The 18,574-nt window shown below is 66.9% G+C and carries 14 protein-coding genes; 7 read left to right on the forward strand and 7 right to left on the reverse strand.

Going from position 1 to position 18,574, the window contains the following annotated elements:
- Positions 1 to 117: 117 nt before the first annotated feature.
- Together L6Q96_10790 and L6Q96_10795 are read left to right on the forward strand one after the other, a co-directional pair.
- Positions 118 to 1,728, forward strand: a complete 1,611-nt coding sequence (locus L6Q96_10790) for a fumarate hydratase (GenBank protein MCK6555049.1) — start codon at positions 118 to 120, stop codon at positions 1,726 to 1,728.
- A gap of 159 nt (positions 1,729 to 1,887) precedes the next feature.
- The gene (locus L6Q96_10795; protein MCK6555050.1) at positions 1,888 to 2,379 is read left to right on the forward strand and encodes a hypothetical protein; all 492 of its coding nucleotides are present in this window, start codon (positions 1,888 to 1,890) and stop codon (positions 2,377 to 2,379) included.
- Between the two features lie 133 nt (positions 2,380 to 2,512).
- Here the strand turns inward: L6Q96_10795 and L6Q96_10800 are convergent, their stop codons facing one another.
- The 3 genes from L6Q96_10800 to L6Q96_10810 form a co-directional block, all read right to left on the reverse strand.
- Positions 2,513 to 3,970 (reverse strand): glycosyl hydrolase family 57, encoded by a 1,458-nt coding sequence (locus L6Q96_10800; GenBank protein MCK6555051.1) that lies wholly within the window; start codon positions 3,968 to 3,970, stop codon positions 2,513 to 2,515.
- A 118-nt stretch (positions 3,971 to 4,088) separates the two neighbouring features.
- Complete coding sequence (locus tag L6Q96_10805; protein MCK6555052.1) at positions 4,089 to 5,279, reverse strand: glycoside hydrolase family 57; 1,191 nt, start codon at positions 5,277 to 5,279, stop codon at positions 4,089 to 4,091.
- Positions 5,280 to 5,476: 197 nt separating this feature from the next.
- The gene (locus L6Q96_10810) at positions 5,477 to 6,811 is read right to left on the reverse strand and encodes an aspartate aminotransferase family protein (protein ID MCK6555053.1); all 1,335 of its coding nucleotides are present in this window, start codon (positions 6,809 to 6,811) and stop codon (positions 5,477 to 5,479) included.
- A 122-nt stretch (positions 6,812 to 6,933) separates the two neighbouring features.
- Between L6Q96_10810 and L6Q96_10815 the strand changes: the two genes are divergently transcribed.
- Positions 6,934 to 8,082 carry a nitronate monooxygenase family protein gene (locus L6Q96_10815; protein MCK6555054.1) on the forward strand — a complete coding sequence of 383 codons (1,149 nt, stop codon included), beginning with the start codon at positions 6,934 to 6,936 and terminating at the stop codon, positions 8,080 to 8,082.
- Between the two features lie 130 nt (positions 8,083 to 8,212).
- Entirely contained in the window at positions 8,213 to 8,590 is a 378-nt protein-coding gene (locus L6Q96_10820) for an RNA-binding protein (protein ID MCK6555055.1), read from the forward strand.
- A gap of 139 nt (positions 8,591 to 8,729) precedes the next feature.
- Here the strand turns inward: L6Q96_10820 and L6Q96_10825 are convergent, their stop codons facing one another.
- The 3 genes from L6Q96_10825 to L6Q96_10835 are packed head-to-tail and all read right to left on the reverse strand — an operon-like array spanning position 8,730 to position 12,806.
- Positions 8,730 to 9,731 (reverse strand): NAD(P)H-quinone oxidoreductase, encoded by a 1,002-nt coding sequence (locus L6Q96_10825; protein MCK6555056.1) that lies wholly within the window; start codon positions 9,729 to 9,731, stop codon positions 8,730 to 8,732.
- 42 nt (positions 9,732 to 9,773) lie between these two features.
- Positions 9,774 to 11,093: an MOSC N-terminal beta barrel domain-containing protein gene (locus L6Q96_10830; GenBank protein MCK6555057.1), complete on the reverse strand. Its 1,320-nt coding sequence runs from the start codon at positions 11,091 to 11,093 to the stop codon at positions 9,774 to 9,776.
- A gap of 36 nt (positions 11,094 to 11,129) precedes the next feature.
- A complete protein-coding gene (locus tag L6Q96_10835; protein MCK6555058.1) occupies positions 11,130 to 12,806 on the reverse strand; it encodes a hypothetical protein in 1,677 nt (558 codons plus the stop codon).
- Positions 12,807 to 12,983: 177 nt separating this feature from the next.
- On the opposite strand from L6Q96_10835, the gene L6Q96_10840 reads away from it, so the two are divergent.
- A complete protein-coding gene (locus L6Q96_10840; GenBank protein MCK6555059.1) occupies positions 12,984 to 13,739 on the forward strand; it encodes a TetR/AcrR family transcriptional regulator in 756 nt (251 codons plus the stop codon).
- A 71-nt stretch (positions 13,740 to 13,810) separates the two neighbouring features.
- Here L6Q96_10840 and L6Q96_10845 read toward each other — a convergent pair whose 3' ends face one another.
- Entirely contained in the window at positions 13,811 to 15,010 is a 1,200-nt protein-coding gene (locus L6Q96_10845; GenBank protein MCK6555060.1) for an arabinogalactan endo-1,4-beta-galactosidase, read from the reverse strand.
- 266 nt (positions 15,011 to 15,276) lie between these two features.
- Here L6Q96_10845 and zwf point away from each other — a divergent pair, with 266 nt between their 5' ends.
- Positions 15,277 to 16,797 (forward strand): glucose-6-phosphate dehydrogenase, encoded by a 1,521-nt coding sequence (gene zwf, locus L6Q96_10850; protein ID MCK6555061.1) that lies wholly within the window; start codon positions 15,277 to 15,279, stop codon positions 16,795 to 16,797.
- A gap of 677 nt (positions 16,798 to 17,474) precedes the next feature.
- Positions 17,475 to 18,182 carry a PEP-CTERM sorting domain-containing protein gene (locus tag L6Q96_10855; protein MCK6555062.1) on the forward strand — a complete coding sequence of 236 codons (708 nt, stop codon included), beginning with the start codon at positions 17,475 to 17,477 and terminating at the stop codon, positions 18,180 to 18,182.
- Positions 18,183 to 18,574 lie beyond the last annotated feature (392 nt).

The raw sequence follows: 18,574 nt of genomic DNA on the forward strand, positions 1-18,574 counted from the left end.
ACGCGAGCGAACGAGAGAATTCGGGGGGCCGGTGGGCCGCCGCATCGCGTCGTGCACCCGTCGCCTCGCCCTGGCGCGGCCCGGGCGCTAAGAAGCAGGCAGCGAAAGGTGGCGCCGATGGACGAGTTCAGTTTCGAAGAGATGTTTCCCCACGGGGAGGACGCGACCGCGTACCGTCGTCTCGACGGGGATTTCGTATCGACGGACGCCTTTCGCGGCGAACGGCTGCTGATCGTCGATCCGGCGGGCCTTACCCGCCTGGCTGCCGAGGCGGTGCGCGATGTCTCGCACCTCTTCCGCCCCGGTCACCTGGCGCAACTGCGTGCCATTCTCGACGATCCCGAGGCCTCCGATAACGACCGCTTCGTTGCCCACAGCATGCTGCGGAATGCAAACATCGCCGCCGGCATGGTCCTGCCGTCGTGTCAGGACACGGGTACGGCGATCGTGATCGGCAAGAAGGGCCAGCGCGTGTGGACCGGAGGCAACGACGAAGCGGTGCTGGCGCGCGGCGTATACGATACCTACACGGGCACCAACCTGCGCTACTCGCAGCTCGCGCCACTGTCGATGTACGACGAAGTCAACACGGGCACCAATCTGCCGGCACAGATCGAGTTGTATGCCGTGGCGGGGGAGGAGTACCGATTCCTGTTCGTTACCAAAGGTGGGGGCTCGGCGAACAAGACTTTCCTCTTTCAGGAAACCAGGGCGCTGCTCGATCGCGCATCGCTTCTCGCCTTTCTGGAGCAGAAAATCCGCCACATCGGCACTGCCGCCTGCCCGCCGTATCATTTGGCGATCGTCGTGGGCGGTACGTCCGCGGAGCTGACCCTGAAGACGGTCAAGCTCGCCAGTTGCCGCGAGCTGGACGATCTGCCGGTGCGGGGCAACCGGCGCGGGCACGCGATTCGCGATCGCGAGCTCGAGGGCGAAGTGCTGGCCCTGACGCAGCGCACGGGCATTGGCGCTCAGTTCGGCGGCAAGTATTTCTGCCACGACGTGCGCGTTATCCGCCTGCCGCGTCACGGGGCCAGTTGTCCCGTGGGTGTCGGCGTGTCGTGCTCGGCCGACCGCCAGGCCAGGGCGAAGATTACCGCCGACGGGGTGTTTCTCGAGCGGCTCGAAACCGACCCGGCACGCTACCTGCCCGACGTCGACGAACGGAAGCTCGGCGGCGCGGTGGAGCATATCGACCTGCGCCGGCCGATGGACGAGATTCGTGCAACGCTGTCGCGTTACCCGATCGAGACGCGCCTTGCGCTCACCGGGCCGATGATCGTCGCGCGCGACATTGCGCACGCCAGACTGAAGGAGCGCATCGACCGCGGCGAGGGCTTGCCCGGTTACGTCAGGGATCATCCGATCTATTATGCCGGTCCGGCCAAGACACCGCCGGGTTACGCCTCCGGTTCCTTCGGGCCGACGACCGCCGGGCGCATGGATTCCTACGTCGACCTGTTCATGCGGCACGGCGGCAGCTACGTCACCCTGGCCAAGGGCAACCGCTCCCCGGCGGTGACCGCGGCGTGCAAGAAGCACGGCGGCTTCTATCTCGGGTCGATCGGCGGGCCGGCGGCGGTGCTGGCGCAGGACCACATCAAGAGCGTCGAGATGGTCGAATATCCGGAGCTGGGCATGGAGGCGATCTGGAAGATCGAAGTCGAGGACTTTCCGGCCTTCATCGTCGTCGACGACAAGGGCAACGACTTCTTCGGACGACTGTAGCGGGCACCGCCCGCGATGGCGGTTTGCGAGATCGCCTTCGCTATGACGCCGAGGCTCCCGCCTCGGGGTCAGATTTAATTTGACTTCCGGGGGGGCGAGGGCGTAGCGGAAGAAGCTGGTGAAAAGGCAACTCACGCAGTCTCGGAGGGAGGATCGAACATGTATCGCAACTTAGTCGGACTGCTGGTCTGCGGGGTCGTGTTTGGTGCGGCGTGGGTCGCTGCGCCGTCGGTCTCGGCGTTGGAACGGGACCGGGCGTGCATCGACGATGCGGTGGCCGCCAAGAAGGACTGCAAGCTGCGCTGCAAGACCGATTTCCTGTTGGCGAAAGATGCCTGCTGGAACGTCGACCACGAGTGCGCGGACGCTTGCCGGGCCCAGCGCAGCCTGTGCTACGACGGTCCGCTGGCGACGTTGGAGGCATGCCTCGCCCAGGCCCACGCCGACCTGGAGGCCGCCAAGACGGCGTGCCGGACTCAGGAGCCGCCGCTCGACCCGGTGGCGCTCGATGCGTGCATAGATGCCGCTCAGGTGACGGCGTTCACGCGCCGAGACGAGTGCCGCGAAGCGCTCGATCGTGATGCGATCAAACGCTGCCGGATGGATTTCCGCGCGTGCATAGGGCTCTGCCCGCCGCCGGCGGCTAACTGAGCGTCCGGCCTCCAGGCCGAAGGCCCGGGAGCGCGGACGCGCGGTCAACCGGAAGGCGGAACCGCCTGACGGGGGCCGGCGCCTCCGCGCTGCCCGGGTATGCCGCAGCGGTGGAAACGCTCGGAAGTACCGGTCAGAACTCGTGGTGCAGAATCTCCATCGTGCGCCGGCACAACTCGCGCCCGTAGTCGGTCCACAATCCCTGTCCCCAGTAGCGGTAGCAGCTCGTCTGTGAGGTCAGGAGGTGGAACAAGGCGTTGCGGAAGCGCGGCTCGCTGGTCGCGACGCCGGGTTTGAGTGCCTTTTCGAAGAAGAGAGCACTGGCCTCATCCATGGGACCGAGAACGTTCTCGTAGCCGCGTACCCACGAGAGGTTGTTGGTCCAGCTCCCGCCTTCGACGCTGAAGCGGCTGTCTTCCCGCTTTAGACTTTCGATCGCTTTGGCCAGCTTCTCGGGGCCGTCGCCGGGCTTGAAGCGCTCCCAGATCCGTTGCTGGAAGAGCGGTTGCACGGGCGGCAGATCCGCAGCCCGGATGCCGAGGCCGGCGAGGTGTTCGAGGTACTCGGTGACGTTGACGAGCGGCGTCGCGGAGCCGCTGGCCTCGCGGACCACCTCGAAGAACTTGGCGGGGAATTCGTTCATCATGACGCCGCCGTTCTCGCCGTCGGCGATCTGGCTGACCAGTGGCGGGACGCGGTGGCCGGCGAGTTCCCAACGATCGAGCCCTTTGGCTTCGTAGTAGGGTTGCATCTGTGCCACCAGTTTCGTGTCGCTGCCCTGGGTCTTGATGATGGCAACGATACTGACCTCGTGGCCCGCCGAGTTGCGGCAGACCAGTCGGTGCGGCAGGTGCTTCTTTTCCGGCCCGCGTCCGGTTTCCGGCTGCTCGATCGTGTGCTCCTGAACGAGCACCCAGTCGTAGCCGCAGTCTTTCAGCGTCTTGACGAACTCGTAAGCGACGTCCGGATGGTTGGGGAGTGCCATCTCGGACGGCGAAAAGCCGCGCAGCCGAGTCAGAGCGTCGGTACCGAAGATGGCGGCGAAGTGCTGTTGAAAGGCGCGCACGTGGAGGCGGAAGTCCTGGACGGGGGTCGACGGCGCGACGGCGTGGCCCCACGGCGCGCCCAACCATTCGACGCAGCGGCCGTATTCCGGGTGTACCGTGATGGCCTGCAGCGCCTCGATGACGTCGTCACTGCCCATCTTGCGCAACCCGTGCAGCAGCGTGCCCGAGTATTCGAGCATCACCCGGGGTTGCTTGCCCTCGCCGGCGAGTTGCGGGATGAACTCGCCGATGCGCTTGTAGCACCACGCGAACACCGGGGCGTTGTGATTATCGCCGATGCCCTGATGCTCCATCATGTATTGGAGGTTGCTGACGATCGCCGCCGTGCGCAGGTCGTCGCCACCGGCGGGTATGAGGGGCTGATGCATGTGCAGCGCGATGGCGCAGGCGCTGCGTATATTCGGGAAGTCGATCGAGCTCGGGCTGAACGCCGTGGCCGGCCGGGAGCGGATCACGCCCTCGATTACGGCTTCTGCGCCGCAGATATTAGGGACGTCGTCGATGTACTCGGGCAATTCTGGCATAGGGTCCTCGTTCGCTGGAAATCGTCCGTGAGGTCGCATCGCTGCGGAAGTTGGCGGGGGGCGCGCCCCGAGCTACCGGGCCATGACAAAGCCGGACCGCGCCCGGTGTGCGGGGCGCTCATCGCCGTTCCCCGACAGGCCGGGTGGCCTGCGCCAGGCTGGCTGCCGCCGCCTCGAGGTCATCATCGCAGCGCTCCACCCATGCCTCGCCCCAGAAGAAGTTGCAACTGGTCTCCGCTCGGAGCAGATGCCACAGGGCGTCCTCGACCGCGTGAGCCAGACCGGGATCGTGCCCGAATTCGCCGGCGATGCGGCGGCGGGCCGCATGGATGGCCGCGCTCAGGTCGGCGACCCGCTGCAATGCGTTGCGTTGAGCCGGGGAGCCGGTCCATTGGCGGAAGTCCCCTCCGTGGTGCCAGCCGGTGTTCCAGGCACCGGTGCGAACGCGAACCTCTCCCGTAGGGCCGTGGTCGCGGAGATAGTCGTGGATGAATACCGGGCGGATCGGGCTGTCGCGGTCCATGCGCTCGAGCAACTCGCGGTAGAAGACGCCCCAGAAGTTCCCCCTGGGGTTGGTGTTGCGGAACCAGCCGCCGTTGTCGCCGTCGGTGCAGGTGGTGACCAGGGGCACGAAGTCGCAGTGTTTCGTGCGCTCCCATACCTCGTGCAGAAACCAGCCGAAATCCATACCGGACTCCTGCGCGTCGGAGAGCTCACGGTCGCGGACGACGACGACGATCTCCTCGCCACCGTAACGCGCCACGTGCGGCCGGTAACGGATCTCGTCCCAGCGCATCGGGGTTACCGGGTCGATGTGCTCGCTGTCGACCAGAACGTAAGTGTACCCGAAGCGCTTGAGCAGCGGGATGATCTCCATGCAGAAGCCCATCTCCGGCGGCCAGAAGCCGTGGAAGTCCTCGCGCCAGAACAGGTGGCGGGCGATGCCGCGCCAGCGGGCAAGGTGTTCGGGTCGGTCCGCGGGTGGAATGAGCGGCAGGACCGGGTGGTAGTACGCGCCGCCGAGGATGTCGATGATGCGCCGGTTCTGGAGGTGCCAGAGTAAGCTGCCGCAGTCGACGGTTCCGTAGACGCGGGATTGGAAGGCCGGGTCGGTGAGGGTTTCGAGCAGAGTGCCGGAGATCGCCAGGTGGACGCGGCCGCGGTCTTCGTAGCCCCAGAGTGAGCGGGGTATGCGGTCGAGCGCCCACAGGATCTCCTTGGCCTCCCACTCGTTGGTGTTGAGCAGATGCTCGAGGTTGAACGGAGGCTGGTGGAGGTTCAGCACGAGGGCGTGGGCGAACACTTTCACCGTGGGCGCTCCTTTCCGCTCCGCAGGATAGACCGCATGGTACCGGTCTGGGTGGGGGCGGGCTAGGAGCCTGTCGGAGAAAGCGGCCCCTCGCCCTTCGACGGGCTCAGGGCGAGCGAAAAATGCTGTGAAATCAAGGCAGAGCCCGCTCGTGCTGAGCTTGTCGAAGCACCAGCGGGCCTCTCTCCGACAGGCTCCTAGGCGCCGACCCAACTCACCGCCGTGTCGATGGCTGCTTCCAGCGCCCGCGCGATCTGTTCGACGTGCTCGTCTTCGATGATAAACGGTGGGCCGATGGTGATCACGTCGCGTGCTGGATCGGTGCCGCCGGGATAGAAGAAGACCCCGTTCGCCACTCCGGCCATGACCACTTTCATCGTCAGGCCCGCGGACGCCGGGAACGGTTCGAGCGTCCGTTTGTCGCGTACCAGCTCGACACCGAGGAGCAAGCCACGGCCGCGCACCTCGGCAACGTGCGGGTGCCCCTCCAGCACGGCCAGCCGTGTCCGCAGGCGTGCGCCCATTTCGGCGGCACGCTCCACGAGATGCTCGCGCTCCATGATGGCCAGCACCGTGTCGGCCGCGGCGCAGCAGCCGGGGTGGGCGGAGTAAGTGTAAAACATCAGCTCGTCACCGTGGGCCGCCAGCGGCGCAACGACCTCGTCGCGCACGAACAGCCCGCCCATCGGAGCGTAGCCTCCCGTGAGGCCCTTGCCGCCGACCAGGATGTCGGGCGTCACGTTCCAGTGCTCGACCGCGAAGCGCCGGCCCGTGCGACCGAAGCCGGTCATCACCTCGTCCGCGATCAGGAGGATGCCGTGCCGGCGACAGATCTCGGCGACCGTTGGCCAGTACTCGTCGACCGGGGCGATGCCGCCGCCGGTCGAGCCAACGATCGGTTCGGCCACGAACGCGGCGATGGTATCGGCGCCCTCTTCCGCAATCAGCCTTTCCAGGTCGGTCGCGCAGGCAACCGCGCACAGCGGGTAACGTAGCCCCAACGGGCAGCGCAGGCAGTAACACGCCGGCGCCTTGGGCATCGGGACGAGCAGCGGTTCGAAGCCGGCGCGGCGCTTGAGATGTCCGCCGACCGCCAGCGTTGCCAACGTCGTGCCGTGATAAGAAAGGTGGCGGCCGATGACCTTCCAGCGCCCAGAACGCCCGGCGGAAACATGGTGCTGGCGGGCAAGCCGGATGGCCGAGTCCATCGATTCCGACCCGCCGGAGGTAAAGACAACCCGCGTCAACTCGGGTGGCAGCCAGCTCCTGCGCAGCCGTTCGACCAGGCGGACCCGACTCTCGGTGGCGAACGGCGGTACGACGAAGGTGGTTTCCGCCGACGCCCGGGCATAGGCTTCGCCCACCTCGCGCCGCCCGTGACCGATGTTGACGACGACGGCCCCCCCGGCCGCGTCGATGACACGCTGACCGCCGGCGGTAACGAGGTAGACCCCCTCGGTGCGGTCGATCACGACCGGGACACTGCCCGGCCCGCTGACAAACGGGTATAGTTGCGCACGCTCGGCTTCCATCGCACAGCCTCCACTGGTGGCGCCTAGCACGATTGCGCGCCGCTGTACCACCGGGCCGGCGCTACGGCCCGCCGCGATGGAGTCCCTTTCCCGTCGAGACGCAGCTTGTTAGGAACGATGCCATGCAAACCAACGTCACCCGGATGCTCGGAATCGACTTTCCAATCCTCGCCTTCACGCACTGCCGGGACGTGGTGGCGGCGGTCACCAATGCCGGCGGCATGGGCGTGCTCGGGGCAGTGGCGCACTCGCCGGAACAGCTCGACGTCGACCTGACGTGGATCCGCGAACAAACCAGGGGCCGACCGTTTGGCGTCGACCTGCTCATCCCCAGCAAGTTCGTCGGTGCGGAGACTGGCGGCATCGAACCCGGTGGCCTCAAGCAGATGCTTCCTGCGGAGCACCGCGAGTGGATCGAGGAGCTGCTGCGGCGTTACGACGTGCCGTCGCTGCCTCCGCCCGGTCCGGACAGTCAACGCGGCCGGCGCGACATGGTGGGCCTGCGCGTCGACCCGAAGAGCATGGCGCCGCTCATCGAAGTTGCCTTCCGGCACCAGGTCTCGCTGATCGCCTCGGCCCTCGGCACCCCGCCGGAGTGGCTGATCGAACGCGCCCACGCCGCGGGGATACCGGTGGCGGCGCTCGCCGGCCGGATCGACCACGCCGTTCATCACAAGCAAGCGGGTGTGGACCTGATCATCGCTCAGGGCACCGAGGGCGGTGGGCACACCGGTCAAATCGCCACCATGGTGCTGGTGCCGCAGGTCGTCGACGCCGTCGCGCCGACGCCGGTGCTCGCGGCCGGCGGCATTGCCTCGGGCAGGCAGATGGCGGCCGCGCTCGCCCTTGGCGCCGAGGGCGTGTGGTGCGGCTCGGTGTGGTTGACCACGGTCGAGGCGGAAACCACGCCGGTCATCAAGGAGAAGTTCCTCGCCGCCACTTCGGCCGACACGCTGCGCTCGCGGTCGCTCACCGGCAAGCCGGCGCGCATGCTGCGCACGGCGTGGACCGACGCATGGGAGGCCCCCGGCGCACCCGACGCCTTGCCGATGCCGTTGCAGAGCATTCTGGTGCTCGACGCCCAGCGCCGCATCCATCGCGTTGCCCACAAGTCCGACTCCGGCGCCCGCCAGCTCGCGACCTACTTCGTTGGTCAGGTCGTGGGGCAGATGAACACGATCAAGTCCTCCCGGGATGTCGTCCGTGAAATGATCGAGGAACTCGTGGATGCCATGGAGCGGATAAACGGCCTGGTGGCAGGCGGCGAGTGAGCGCGAAAGGAAATTGGCCCCTTCCTTGGCGCGGGGCCTGGCTACGTCTATAGTGCGGGTGCAGCGGCGGGGAATTCCGCCGACGACCGGTTACTAACGAAAGGAGTGCACCATTAATACACGAATCTTTGTGGGGAACCTGAACTTCGCGACCACCGAGAGCGCACTGCACGCTCTGTTCGCAGAAGTCGGGGAAGTGGCAGAGGTCTTTCTTCCGGCCGACCGGGAGACCGGCCGGCCGCGGGGCTTCGCCTTCGTAGAGTTCGCCGATTCGGCTTCGGCGGCACGAGCTGTGGAACGGTTCAGCGGCTACGAACTGGACGGGCGCACGCTGCGGGTAACGGAGGCGGAAGAGCGGCGACCGCGGCTGGGTGGGGGCGGCGGCGGCGGGGGCGGGGGCTGGGCTCCGGGCCCGGACCCGGGGCCACCGATGGGATTCGGCGGCCGCGACCGACCGAAACCCAAGGGTAGCCGGCGCGGTTTGCGGGCGCGCAAGCGCAGTCTCTGATCGCCGCTCCGATCCTGTCCACAGGAGCACGGAATCGGGAGCCGGGGACGAGCGCCGGAACGCCAAACGCGTTAGTACGACGAGGGCGTTTCCCGCTCCGTGCTCCCGAATCCGGGCGGTTTTTTTGCCGCAGCGCCGGTCAAACTTCGAGCACGATCTTACCGATGTGCTGGGCGCCTTCCATGAGGCGGTGCCCCTCGGCGGCGTCCGCCAGGGGCAGGCGCTTGTAGATCAGCGGACGGACCTTGTCGGAGGCGATCAAGGGCCATACCCGCGATTCCAGGGCGCGGGCAATCTCGCCCTTGCGCTCGACGGACTGAACGCGCAACGTCGACCCGGTCAGCGTCAGGCGCTTGAGCATCACGGGCATCAGGTCGATTTCGACTTTGCTGCCCTTGTTGAACGCGATATTCACGAGGCGACCGTCGCGGTTGAGGCAACTGATGTTGCGCTGCACGTAGTCGCCCCCGACGATGTCGAGAATTACGTCGACCCCCTTGCCGCCGGTGCATTCCTTGATCGCCGCCACGAAGTCCTCGGTGAGGAAGTCGACAGCGCGAAACGCCCCTAATGCAGTGACGCGCCCGCAGTGTTCGGGGCCAGCCGCCGTGGCGAACACTCGGTGGCCAAGGGCGGCGGCGATCTGAACTGCCGTGGTTCCGATGCCACCCGCGCCGCCATGCACCAGCAACGTCTCGCCGGGCGCCAGACCGGCTCGATCCCAGATGTTGCTCCATACGGTGAAGCAGGTTTCGGGCAACGCCGCTGCCTCGGTCATCTCGAGGCCGTCCGGAACGGGCAGGCATTGCAGAGCCGGGGCGACGCAGTACTCCGCATAGCCGCCGCCGGTGGTCAACGCGCAACAGACATCGCCGGTACGCCACCGATCGACCGCTGCGCCGGCCGCCACAATGGTGCCGGCGATCTCGAGTCCAGGTAGGTCACTGGCGCCCGGCGGGGCCGGATACATCCCCTTGCGCTGGTAGATGTCCGGCCCGTTGATGCCCGCCGCGGCGACGCGAATCAGCACTTCTCCCTGGCCCGGCACCGGTGTGGGCCGCATCGCCGGCACCAGGACCTCGGGGCCCCCGGGCCTTGAGATCTCCACACACCGCATCGTCGGCGGAACGGTTTCAGTCATCGCCCGCTTCCCTTGAGCGAGAGGCGCAGACCGGGCAAGCCCTTAAGCTCCTCGCACCGCCACCGCTTTGATCTCGACGCGCATCTGCGGCATCGCCAGGCCCGTGACCCCGACGGCCGTCCATGCCGGCTGATGGTTCGGAAAGGCTTCGCGCAGGGCGTTGACGACGGGAGTCATCTGGCTCATGTCGAGATGGTACGACGTGATTTCCACGACGTCGTCCAGCGAGGCGCCGGCTTCGGCGAGCACGCGAGCCATGTTGCGGAACGCCTGACGGGCCTGTTCGCCGACATCGTCGGAGATGCTGAAGCTCTCGTTGAAACCGGCCTGCCCGGATACGTAGATGGTGTTGCCGACCTGTACACCCTGGGAGAAGTGGAACTGGTCGCGCATGATTTCCGTTCCGGCGGGGACAAGCAAACGTCGATCGGCCATGGCGGCTCCTTTAGTTGCGACCGCAGCCGCGGTCTGGGTTGGGATTGGCGCGTGAACGGGCGGGCGGGCGACCCACTCCACGGTGTCGCCCGCCGCGACGGCGCCGGGTATGAGCACAGAGGCGTAAACGCCGAGGTTCTGATCGGCATGGCGGACGATGGCGCGCAGGAGGGCCGGGTCCTTGGGAAGGTCCGGCTGCGGCTGGATGGGCATGGCGCAGCGAAAAGCGGGTAGATGAACGGCGATTTCGGCCTTGCCGACACGCAGTTTGCCCCCGCACCAGTCGAAATCGGCGAAGTCGGCGGTGTCGCCGTCGGGCTCGATCAGGAGGTTCGGCCGGAATCGGCGTACCGCGGCGTCGCTGCCCGGGCTGAGGCGGCGCAGTGCCGCCAGGGCGGTGGTGGTGACGAGGTGCAGCGGAAACGCATCGAAGTACGTACCCGGGGGCGAGACGAATTCCATCAACTCGCGCGGGAACTTCGCGAAGTTGGGCAACGGTTCGTTGTCGAGTCGTCCGAGCAAACGGCGGATCTCCTTGAAAAGGTCCGGGTCGTCCGGGCGACCACGCCGGTAGTGGGCGAGGTCGTCGGCCGGGCGGAGTGGGCAGAGGGTTACCGGCCGGCCGATCAGTTGCGACAGGCGAACGGATATTTCCGCCGAGTCGCTGCGCAGGACGGTGCCGTCCGGCATGGTGATCGCGGCGGGCGGCGAGCCGCCGTCCGAGGGCTCTTCGAGGTATTGCGCGCGGCAGAGGAGCAGCGCCGGGAAGTTGCGCGCCCCGCGGATTTCCCCTGCCTGCTCGTCACGAAGTGCCCAGCCGCGGTCGCCGGGGATCCCGCGCGTGCCCAGGGCGGCGTGCGGGAGTTGTTCGCCGCCCATCGATTTCACCGGGTAGCGCCAGACTTCGCGCACCTTTCCGATCAGCATTCACCCTCCCGTACGCGCGTGGGCGTTGCCCGCCGGCTATGCCGCTTGCTTGACGATCGTCGGCGCGGCGCCCGGACGGTAGTACGTCCAGCGGGTCGGCGGTTCGGCAACTCCAGCCGGCGGCGTGGGATGCTCCGCGAACGCGCGGATGCGCTCGGCAAACGTCTCTCCGAGCGCGACCAGGTTCGGGTCCGGCTCGCCAAGCGCGGCTTTCCACCGGGCCTGCACCTCGCGGGCCCGCTCGGCGACCCGCGCGGAGGGGGCGTTGGCGAGGACTGCGACCAGGGCCGGGTATTGAGCGGTCGCGGTTTCGCGCAGCAGCGCACCGCGCGTCCGTAACGCGGGATCGCGGTGGTTGTGCAGCCTCAAGTAGCCGCGCAGAGCCGTGTCGACCGCTTTGAGCGCCGACGGTCCCGTTTCCAGGTAGAGCCGCCGGTGCGCAGCGTCGATCGCTTCCTCTAGCTGCTGCCACGTCATGTGCAGCGGCTGCGCTACGGGATTGGCTTGGAAGCCACCGGCGACGGTCCAACCGAACGTTGTCGACAAACGCTGCTGCTTCTTCATGCGTTCGTACAGGCGGGTGCCGGCACACGGTACCAGGGGGGTTACCTGGGCGATCGTCGGCGCCAGGCGGACGAAGGCGTCGACGTCTTGCGGCATGTTCTCGGGCGTATGGAAGTCGAAGCCGAGAATCAGCGACCCGACCACCGTGATGCCGACCTCGCGCAGGCCGTCGAACAGCGCCTGCACGTCGCCGCCCTTGCGCTTACGCAGGTGGGCGTCGTGTTGCAGAACGTCATCGAGAGTCGACTCGACGCCGATCCACACCGTCGCGAGCCCATCGGCAGCGAGCTCCTCGGGATCCAGCTTGGAGAGCGTCCGGACGCTGCCGAAGGTGAAGTAGCCAAGGCGGCCGGCAGTCGCTTCGTCGCCGCGGATGCGCCGGCCGAGGGCGCGCGGATACTCGGGGTCCGTGAAAAGATCCTCGTCGAACAGCTCGAACATGCTGCGTCCCGCGCCGTCGTTGACGAAGTGATGGCGCATGAAGGTGTAGGCTTCGTCGGGCGAAGCGACCTGGAACTTCTTGTACTTGAAGAACGCCGAGGTGTTGCAGAAGTCGCAGGCCGCCGGGCAGCCGAGCGAGGCCAGCACTGGCCGTCCGCCGACGACGCGCAACTGCGGTCCGAGGGCGGCCAGGTGCGATCCGGAGCGCGGCATCGTGTACTGGGTGATGGGCCGTTCCGCCGGCAGATCGCCAATCAGCCGGCGCATGAAGCGCACCCCCTCTTCGTGGCACAGATGATGGGCGCCGGTGCGGATAGTTTCGGCCACGGCAACGTCCGCCGGCAGCGGGTCGAGCACTTGCGCGATCGCGTAGCCGCCGACGACGCGGATGGCGTCGGGCGCCAGAGCCTTCGCCCGCTCGATCATGTCCGCCGTCTGGCGCAGCGTGTTCCAGTTCACCTGGAACCCGACTACGTCGCAGCCTTTGCGCAGCTCGGCCTCGAACTCGGCCATCGTCGGGTGTTCGAGCACGCAGCACTCGGCGTTGAGGTTCTCCGCCATCAGATAGAAAGCCCAGTAGTGGCCGTGCATCGTCATCGCGAACGGACCCTGCGACGGCGATAGTTGCCCGGTGAACGGATCGAGCGGATCCCACCCGTCTTCGGAAAGCGGGAACGGCTTGTATGGGCTCGCAAACAATACGCGCATGGCAGCCTCCTTGGAAATCGGCCTGGCGCGTCGGGCCGCGCCGCGCGATCGCCAGGCAGTTGTGGGAGTTCTCTTCCCGGCTAAGCCTCCGGAACCCGAACTTGACAAAACGTACGTGTTTCCTTTATCCGACTCAAGGCGGAGCGAGCAAGAGAAAAAGGAGGCTTTCGAAAACGCGTGCGGCGCAAGTCGAATCGAGTTGCCGCCGGCAAGGCGGCGGCGGTGCGCGAGCGAGCCGGACGGCACCCAGTCCGTCTCTTGCCGCTCGATCCCGGTGCGCCGCCGCGCGGGCGTCCGGCCCAGCCGTCGAGCCCCGGCGAGCGTTCGGAGGCGTTGCGAGCGCGAGTCTTGTTGGCCGCCGCGGAGGCGTTTGCCGACAAGGGCTACTTCGCTGCAACCATCGAGGACGTGATTGCCCGCGCGGGCATGTCGCGGCGTACGCTCTACCAGATCTTTGCCAATCGTGAGGACGTTCTGGCCGCGCTTTACGAGGATGTCGAAGCCCGGATGCTGGCTGCGATCGAGGCGGGGGTGGCGGCGGCACCCGATCCGGCGAGCAAGGTGTTGGCGGGAATCGAAACCTGGTTGATGGCGCTGGCCAGCCACCCGGGGTTGGCGCGGGTTCTGATCGTCGATGCGCCTGCTGCCGGGCCGCGTCTGGCCCGCATCAGCGAGCGGGCGCACGCCGCGGTGGCGGACCTGATTGCCCGTCTGCTCGAGGTGGCGGTGGCGGAGGGTAGGGTGCAACGGCCGGATCCCCTCATCCCGCGGGCGCTGGTCGGTGCCGTTAACGAGGTGATTGCGCACCTCCTGCGCCGCGGCGAGCGTCTCTCGGACACCACGCCGATCGTGCTCGAGCTTTTCATCCGCCTTGTCGGCCCGCCGCTGGATGGCTCTGCGGTGCCGACGTTGCCACCTCGGCGTCGTGCATGAACGCGGTCGAGCGCGCGACTGAAAGCCGCCGTTCGGGTTCGTAGCGGCCTCTGCGGGGGCGCGGAGGGGACTCAGGGGCCCGGGGCAGCGAGGGCGGCGAGAGCCTGGCGGGGGCCCGGGGCGTGGCCGTCGAAAGTGGGCTGGAAGAGGCCCATGGCAGACCAACGAAACAGACGCACCGCCTCTTCCGGCGACCAATACACGGCGCCGGCGAAGCGTGGGTCCTCGAACACCCGCCGCCGCAGGTCGCGGACGAAGCCGGCCTGTCCGGCCTCCGTCAACGGATAGCCATCGATCGCGCAGCGGTGGCAGCAGCAGAAATGCGTGCAGCAATAGCTGCTCAGGCGGCAGCAGTTCGTCGACGAGGCCTCCGCCGGGTAAGCGTACTCGGCGACGAAGACGGGCAGAGCCAGATCGGTGACGAGACGGCTGACGGTTGTGTCGAACTGTGCGGTACGGTCCGCCCCCCAGTCCGAGGGGTAATACGAAAGTCCGGCCAGTGAGACGGGTATGCCGTGGGCGCGCATCGTGGAGAAGAACGCCGCCGCCAGACGGGAGTCGTAGCCGCGCGATATGTGCAGAATGATCTCGAGGTCGTTGCGCCCGGTGGCGTCCTCGATGCCCGCGAGAGTAGCGCGCATCAGTTTGGCTGCATCCGGCCAGATGTTGCGCCGCAGGTAGTCGAGATCGTCGGAGATCTCGAAGGCGCCACAGAAGCCATAGTCGGTTTCGTTGCCGATTCCGTACGTGGATGTCCTGAGCCCGTCGGCGAGCAGGAGTCCAACGGCGTCGCGAGCCCAGGCGCGGGCCGCTGTGGCCCGGTCGTCCACGGACAGGTTTGCCCATGCGGCGGGGGCATCCTGACGATTGTCCGCTCCCCAACCCTGGCTCATGAACAGAGTTGGTATGACATACAGACCCGCCGTCTGGGCGCGTCGGGCGAGAGCACGCGCGTGGCGGTCGAGGGTGCCCGGCTCGAGGTTGCCGGGTTGGTCTTCCACCCACAGGCGCAAGCGGAAGACATCGGCGCCGTTTCGGCGCATTTCCTCGATCGGATCGACCCGCACGCCTCCGGTACTCCAGGTGCGCCCGCTTTCCTCGAAGGCCATGACGTAGTTGGCATCAATGCCCCACAGTTTCGCCGGCCGTGCCGGCTCCCGGTCGGGCGGCGATTCGGACGAGGATGAGCCGCAGCCAGCGGCGAGGACGGTCGCGAGGACCATAACAGCCGCGCGCACTGCGGGATGCGCCGTTGCCGTTCGCGTCGCCATTACTCCACTTGCCGCGCGGTCTGCGGGCATCGTCCGAGGTTCGGGCGATGCGGGTTTTCTTGCCCTGCCGCGACTCTGCGACGAGTATCCATCTTCGCAACTCGATTGGCAACGGCAGTTTCCCGGCCTTCCGCGCGGGTGGCGAAGGCGACGGCTGGTAGCCAGGTCGGCGTGGTTGGATGTGCTCTGTGTGGTAGAAAGAGTTGCATGCGGCAAACGAGCAGGTGAGGGGACTAACCCCTTGCGGAAAGGGTAGGAGGGTCTCGATGGGAGCGACGGGGAAGGCGATAAGGACGGCACGGGCGGCCGATCCGTGTGTGATGGCGATCTTCGGGGGGGCGGGCGACCTGACCAAGCGCAAGCTCGCACCTGCCCTTTACAACCTGGCGCATCACGGATTACTGGCGTCGCAGTTCGCCATCGTCGGCGTAGCCATGGACGACTACGACGACGAATCGTTTCGCGCCCGGCTGACCGAGGCCGTGCAGAGTCACGGCGGGGTTTTTGAGCCCGATGAGTGGGCGCGCCTGCGGCGCAACTGCTTCTACGTGAGGGGGAAGTTCGACGACGCGGCGACCTACCAGAAGGTTGCGGAGCGCATCGCCGCCGCGGCCAAAGCCAGTGGAGCGCCCGGCAATGCGTTATATTACCTGGCGACGCCGCCGCAGTTCTTCGGCACGATTGCGACGCACCTCGGGACGGCCTCGCTGGTCAAGCCGGTGGGTGACGCCGGGGGTTGGTCGCGTCTGGTCGTCGAGAAGCCCTTCGGGCGCGATCTCGCCTCGGCGCAGGCGCTTAATCGCCAGTTGCTGGCGGCTTTCGACGAAACGCAGATCTTTCGCATCGACCACTACCTCGGCAAGGAGACGGTTCAGAACATTCTCATGTTCCGCTTCTTGAACGGTATCTTCGAACCTATCTGGAACCGCCGTTACGTCGACCACGTGCAGATACTGGTGGCCGAGACCCTCGGCGTCGAGGGCCGCGGCGCTTACTACGACACCGCCGGGGCACTGCGCGACATCCTGCAGAACCATATGTTCCAGTTGCTCTGTCTGGTGGCCATGGAGCCTCCGGTTTCGTTCGAGGCCGAGGACGTGCGCAACGAGAAGGTGAAGGTGCTGCACGCGATCCGGCGTCTGAAGGACGAGGAGGTCTTGCAGCAGACGGTACGCGGGCAGTACGGGTCCGGGGCCATCGAGGGCCACGACGTGCCGGCGTACCGCGCCGAGCCGAGTGTCGATCCGACGTCGTCCATCGATACCTACGCGGCGATGAAGCTGTACGTCGAAAACTGGCGCTGGGCCGACGTGCCGTTTTATCTGCGCACCGGCAAGCGGCTGGCGAAGCACGACACGGAGATCGTCATTCAGTTTCGTCGTGCGCCGCTGACCCTGCTACCCGGCGAGTGCGGGCAGCAACCGAACCGCCTGGTCATTCACATTCAACCCGACGAACGCATCTCCCTGAGCTTTCAAGCCAAGGTGCCCGGTCCCGTGTTGCAACTGGCGCCGGTGGAGCTGCAGTTCTCTTATCGTGACCTCGGTGAAGACACGGGGGCCACGGGATACGAGACGCTCATCTACGACTGCATGATCGGCGACTCGACGCAGTTCCATCGCGCCGACATGGTCGAGGAGGCCTGGAAAGTGGTGACGCCGGTGCTCGATGTGTGGCAGGCCTTGCAGCCGCGCGACTTCCCGAACTACCCCGCGGGCTCCTGGGGGCCGACCGCTGCCGACGCTCTGCTGGAGCGCGACGGCCGCCAGTGGGTGGTGGCCGTATAGCTCCGAGTCCGGGAGGACCCCGTCCTCCCGGCGTTTCTACGCGCTGTGACGGCGTGCTGCCGTCGCCCGTCGCTGCCTAGCGTTCGGTATCGGTATCCTCCCGCGATGTGCTCCGCGATCGAGCCCGGAGCGGGTGTGTGCCGCGATGCCGATTCCGATCGGGATCAGGTCGGGCGTAGATCTGAGAGTTCACTCGCGGCGAGCAGGCAATCGCCAGTGGCGATGTGCGCCGCCCGGGGGCTCCGCGCTAGTGCTGGATTGGGGGGCTGGACCTGGCTCGCCGCGCGCATGCGAGGACGCACGCCATGTGTCACGGATAGTGAAGATGCGGCCGATTGGGCACGTGCGCGTCGGAGGTCTTGACAGTTCCAGAGCCTGCACTTGTCTTGTGGAATCGGCCGGTTGCGGACTCGGGCGACATGGCGCGTCGGAACGGTTTACGCCCTCGGGGATGCCCTGCGGCGTCGCGGCTGTCGATCGGGCCACGGTGCGGCCGGCCTTCTCTGGCACGCATCGTGCTGTAGCTCTGTTGTGGCGTCGTCTCTGAGCCGGAAACCCCGGTTATGGAGACACGATCGGTTGACCGGGGAAGGGCACGGCGGAAAAGCCGGGTTGCCGGGTCAGCCGGTGGGGCGGTGAGGGGAGGCTGCAACACAAGGTTACGCGGAGGAGAAGCGATGAAACGCATGGTGGCAAAGGTTGTTTTCCTGGGAATGCTGACGTTGTTGGCGACGGCGCCTGAAGCTCGGGGGTTGAGTGTCACGATATCGCGAATCAACGGTTACTTCACGGGGAGCGGGGGGGAGTTCAACGTCAAGCCCATCTCGGGCGACCCGTTAACTAGCGTGCTGAATTACTACCACGCGAACGCCGTGGTTAACGGAGGGTTCGAGTCGTTCTGTTTGGAGAAGAACGAATACATCGGTACCCCCGAGACGGTTAATTACGCGATCAGTGGCGCCGCCGTGAACGGTGGCGTCGGCGGCGGCAACCCGGATCCGGTTTCGGTCGGCGCGGCGTTCCTGTACATGGAGTTCGCCAAGGGTACGCTGCTCGGGTACAACTACACGCCCGGAGCCGGTCGCCAGTCGTCGGCGGGTTTGCTGCAGGATGCGATCTGGTGCCTCGAGGACGAGCACGCCTGCGGGAGCAACGCCTTTATCACGCTGGCGACGACGCAGTTCGGGTCGCTCGCTGCGGCAAAGGCTAACAACGGCGGCCAGTACGCCGTGGGGGCGCTGAATACCACGCACCTCACCAATGGCAGTCTGCGGCAGGACATGTTGGTGCTGACCGAGGTGCCGGAACCTGCGACGCTGCTGCTTCTCGGCAGCGGGTTGGCGGGGTTGTCGGTACTGCGCCGAAAGATCGGCCAGCGCAGTTAGCGCCGTTAGCGGAGTCGTTTTCGGAGAAACGCGCCCGTGCCGCGCTCGTCGCGGCACGGGCGCGTTCGTTCTCGGGTGCGGATGCATCGCGATTCCCGCGTGGTGCGTGCCGGCACGCGCGACCAAGATCGCGTTCAGAGCCAGGGACCCAGGGCTCGCTCGTGCCGCATCACCTCGGTTAGCTCGATGCCGGGTTGACCGCGCAAGTGGCCAGCTCCGACGGAACGTGCTGGGACGCGGAGTTTCCCAGCCCGCCTTCGAGGCTTACGAGCGAGGTGTTCAAGGACACCGGAGAAATAGGCGCGGGTCGACGCGATGCCCGATCGGCCGCCGGACGCCCGCCCCGATCCGGTGGGAGTCGGGGTAGGCGTCCGGCGGGCCCGGCGCGTCCT

This window comes from Candidatus Binatia bacterium (assembly GCA_023150935.1).
Classification (GTDB): Bacteria; Desulfobacterota; Binatia; order HRBIN30; family HRBIN30; genus JAKLJW01.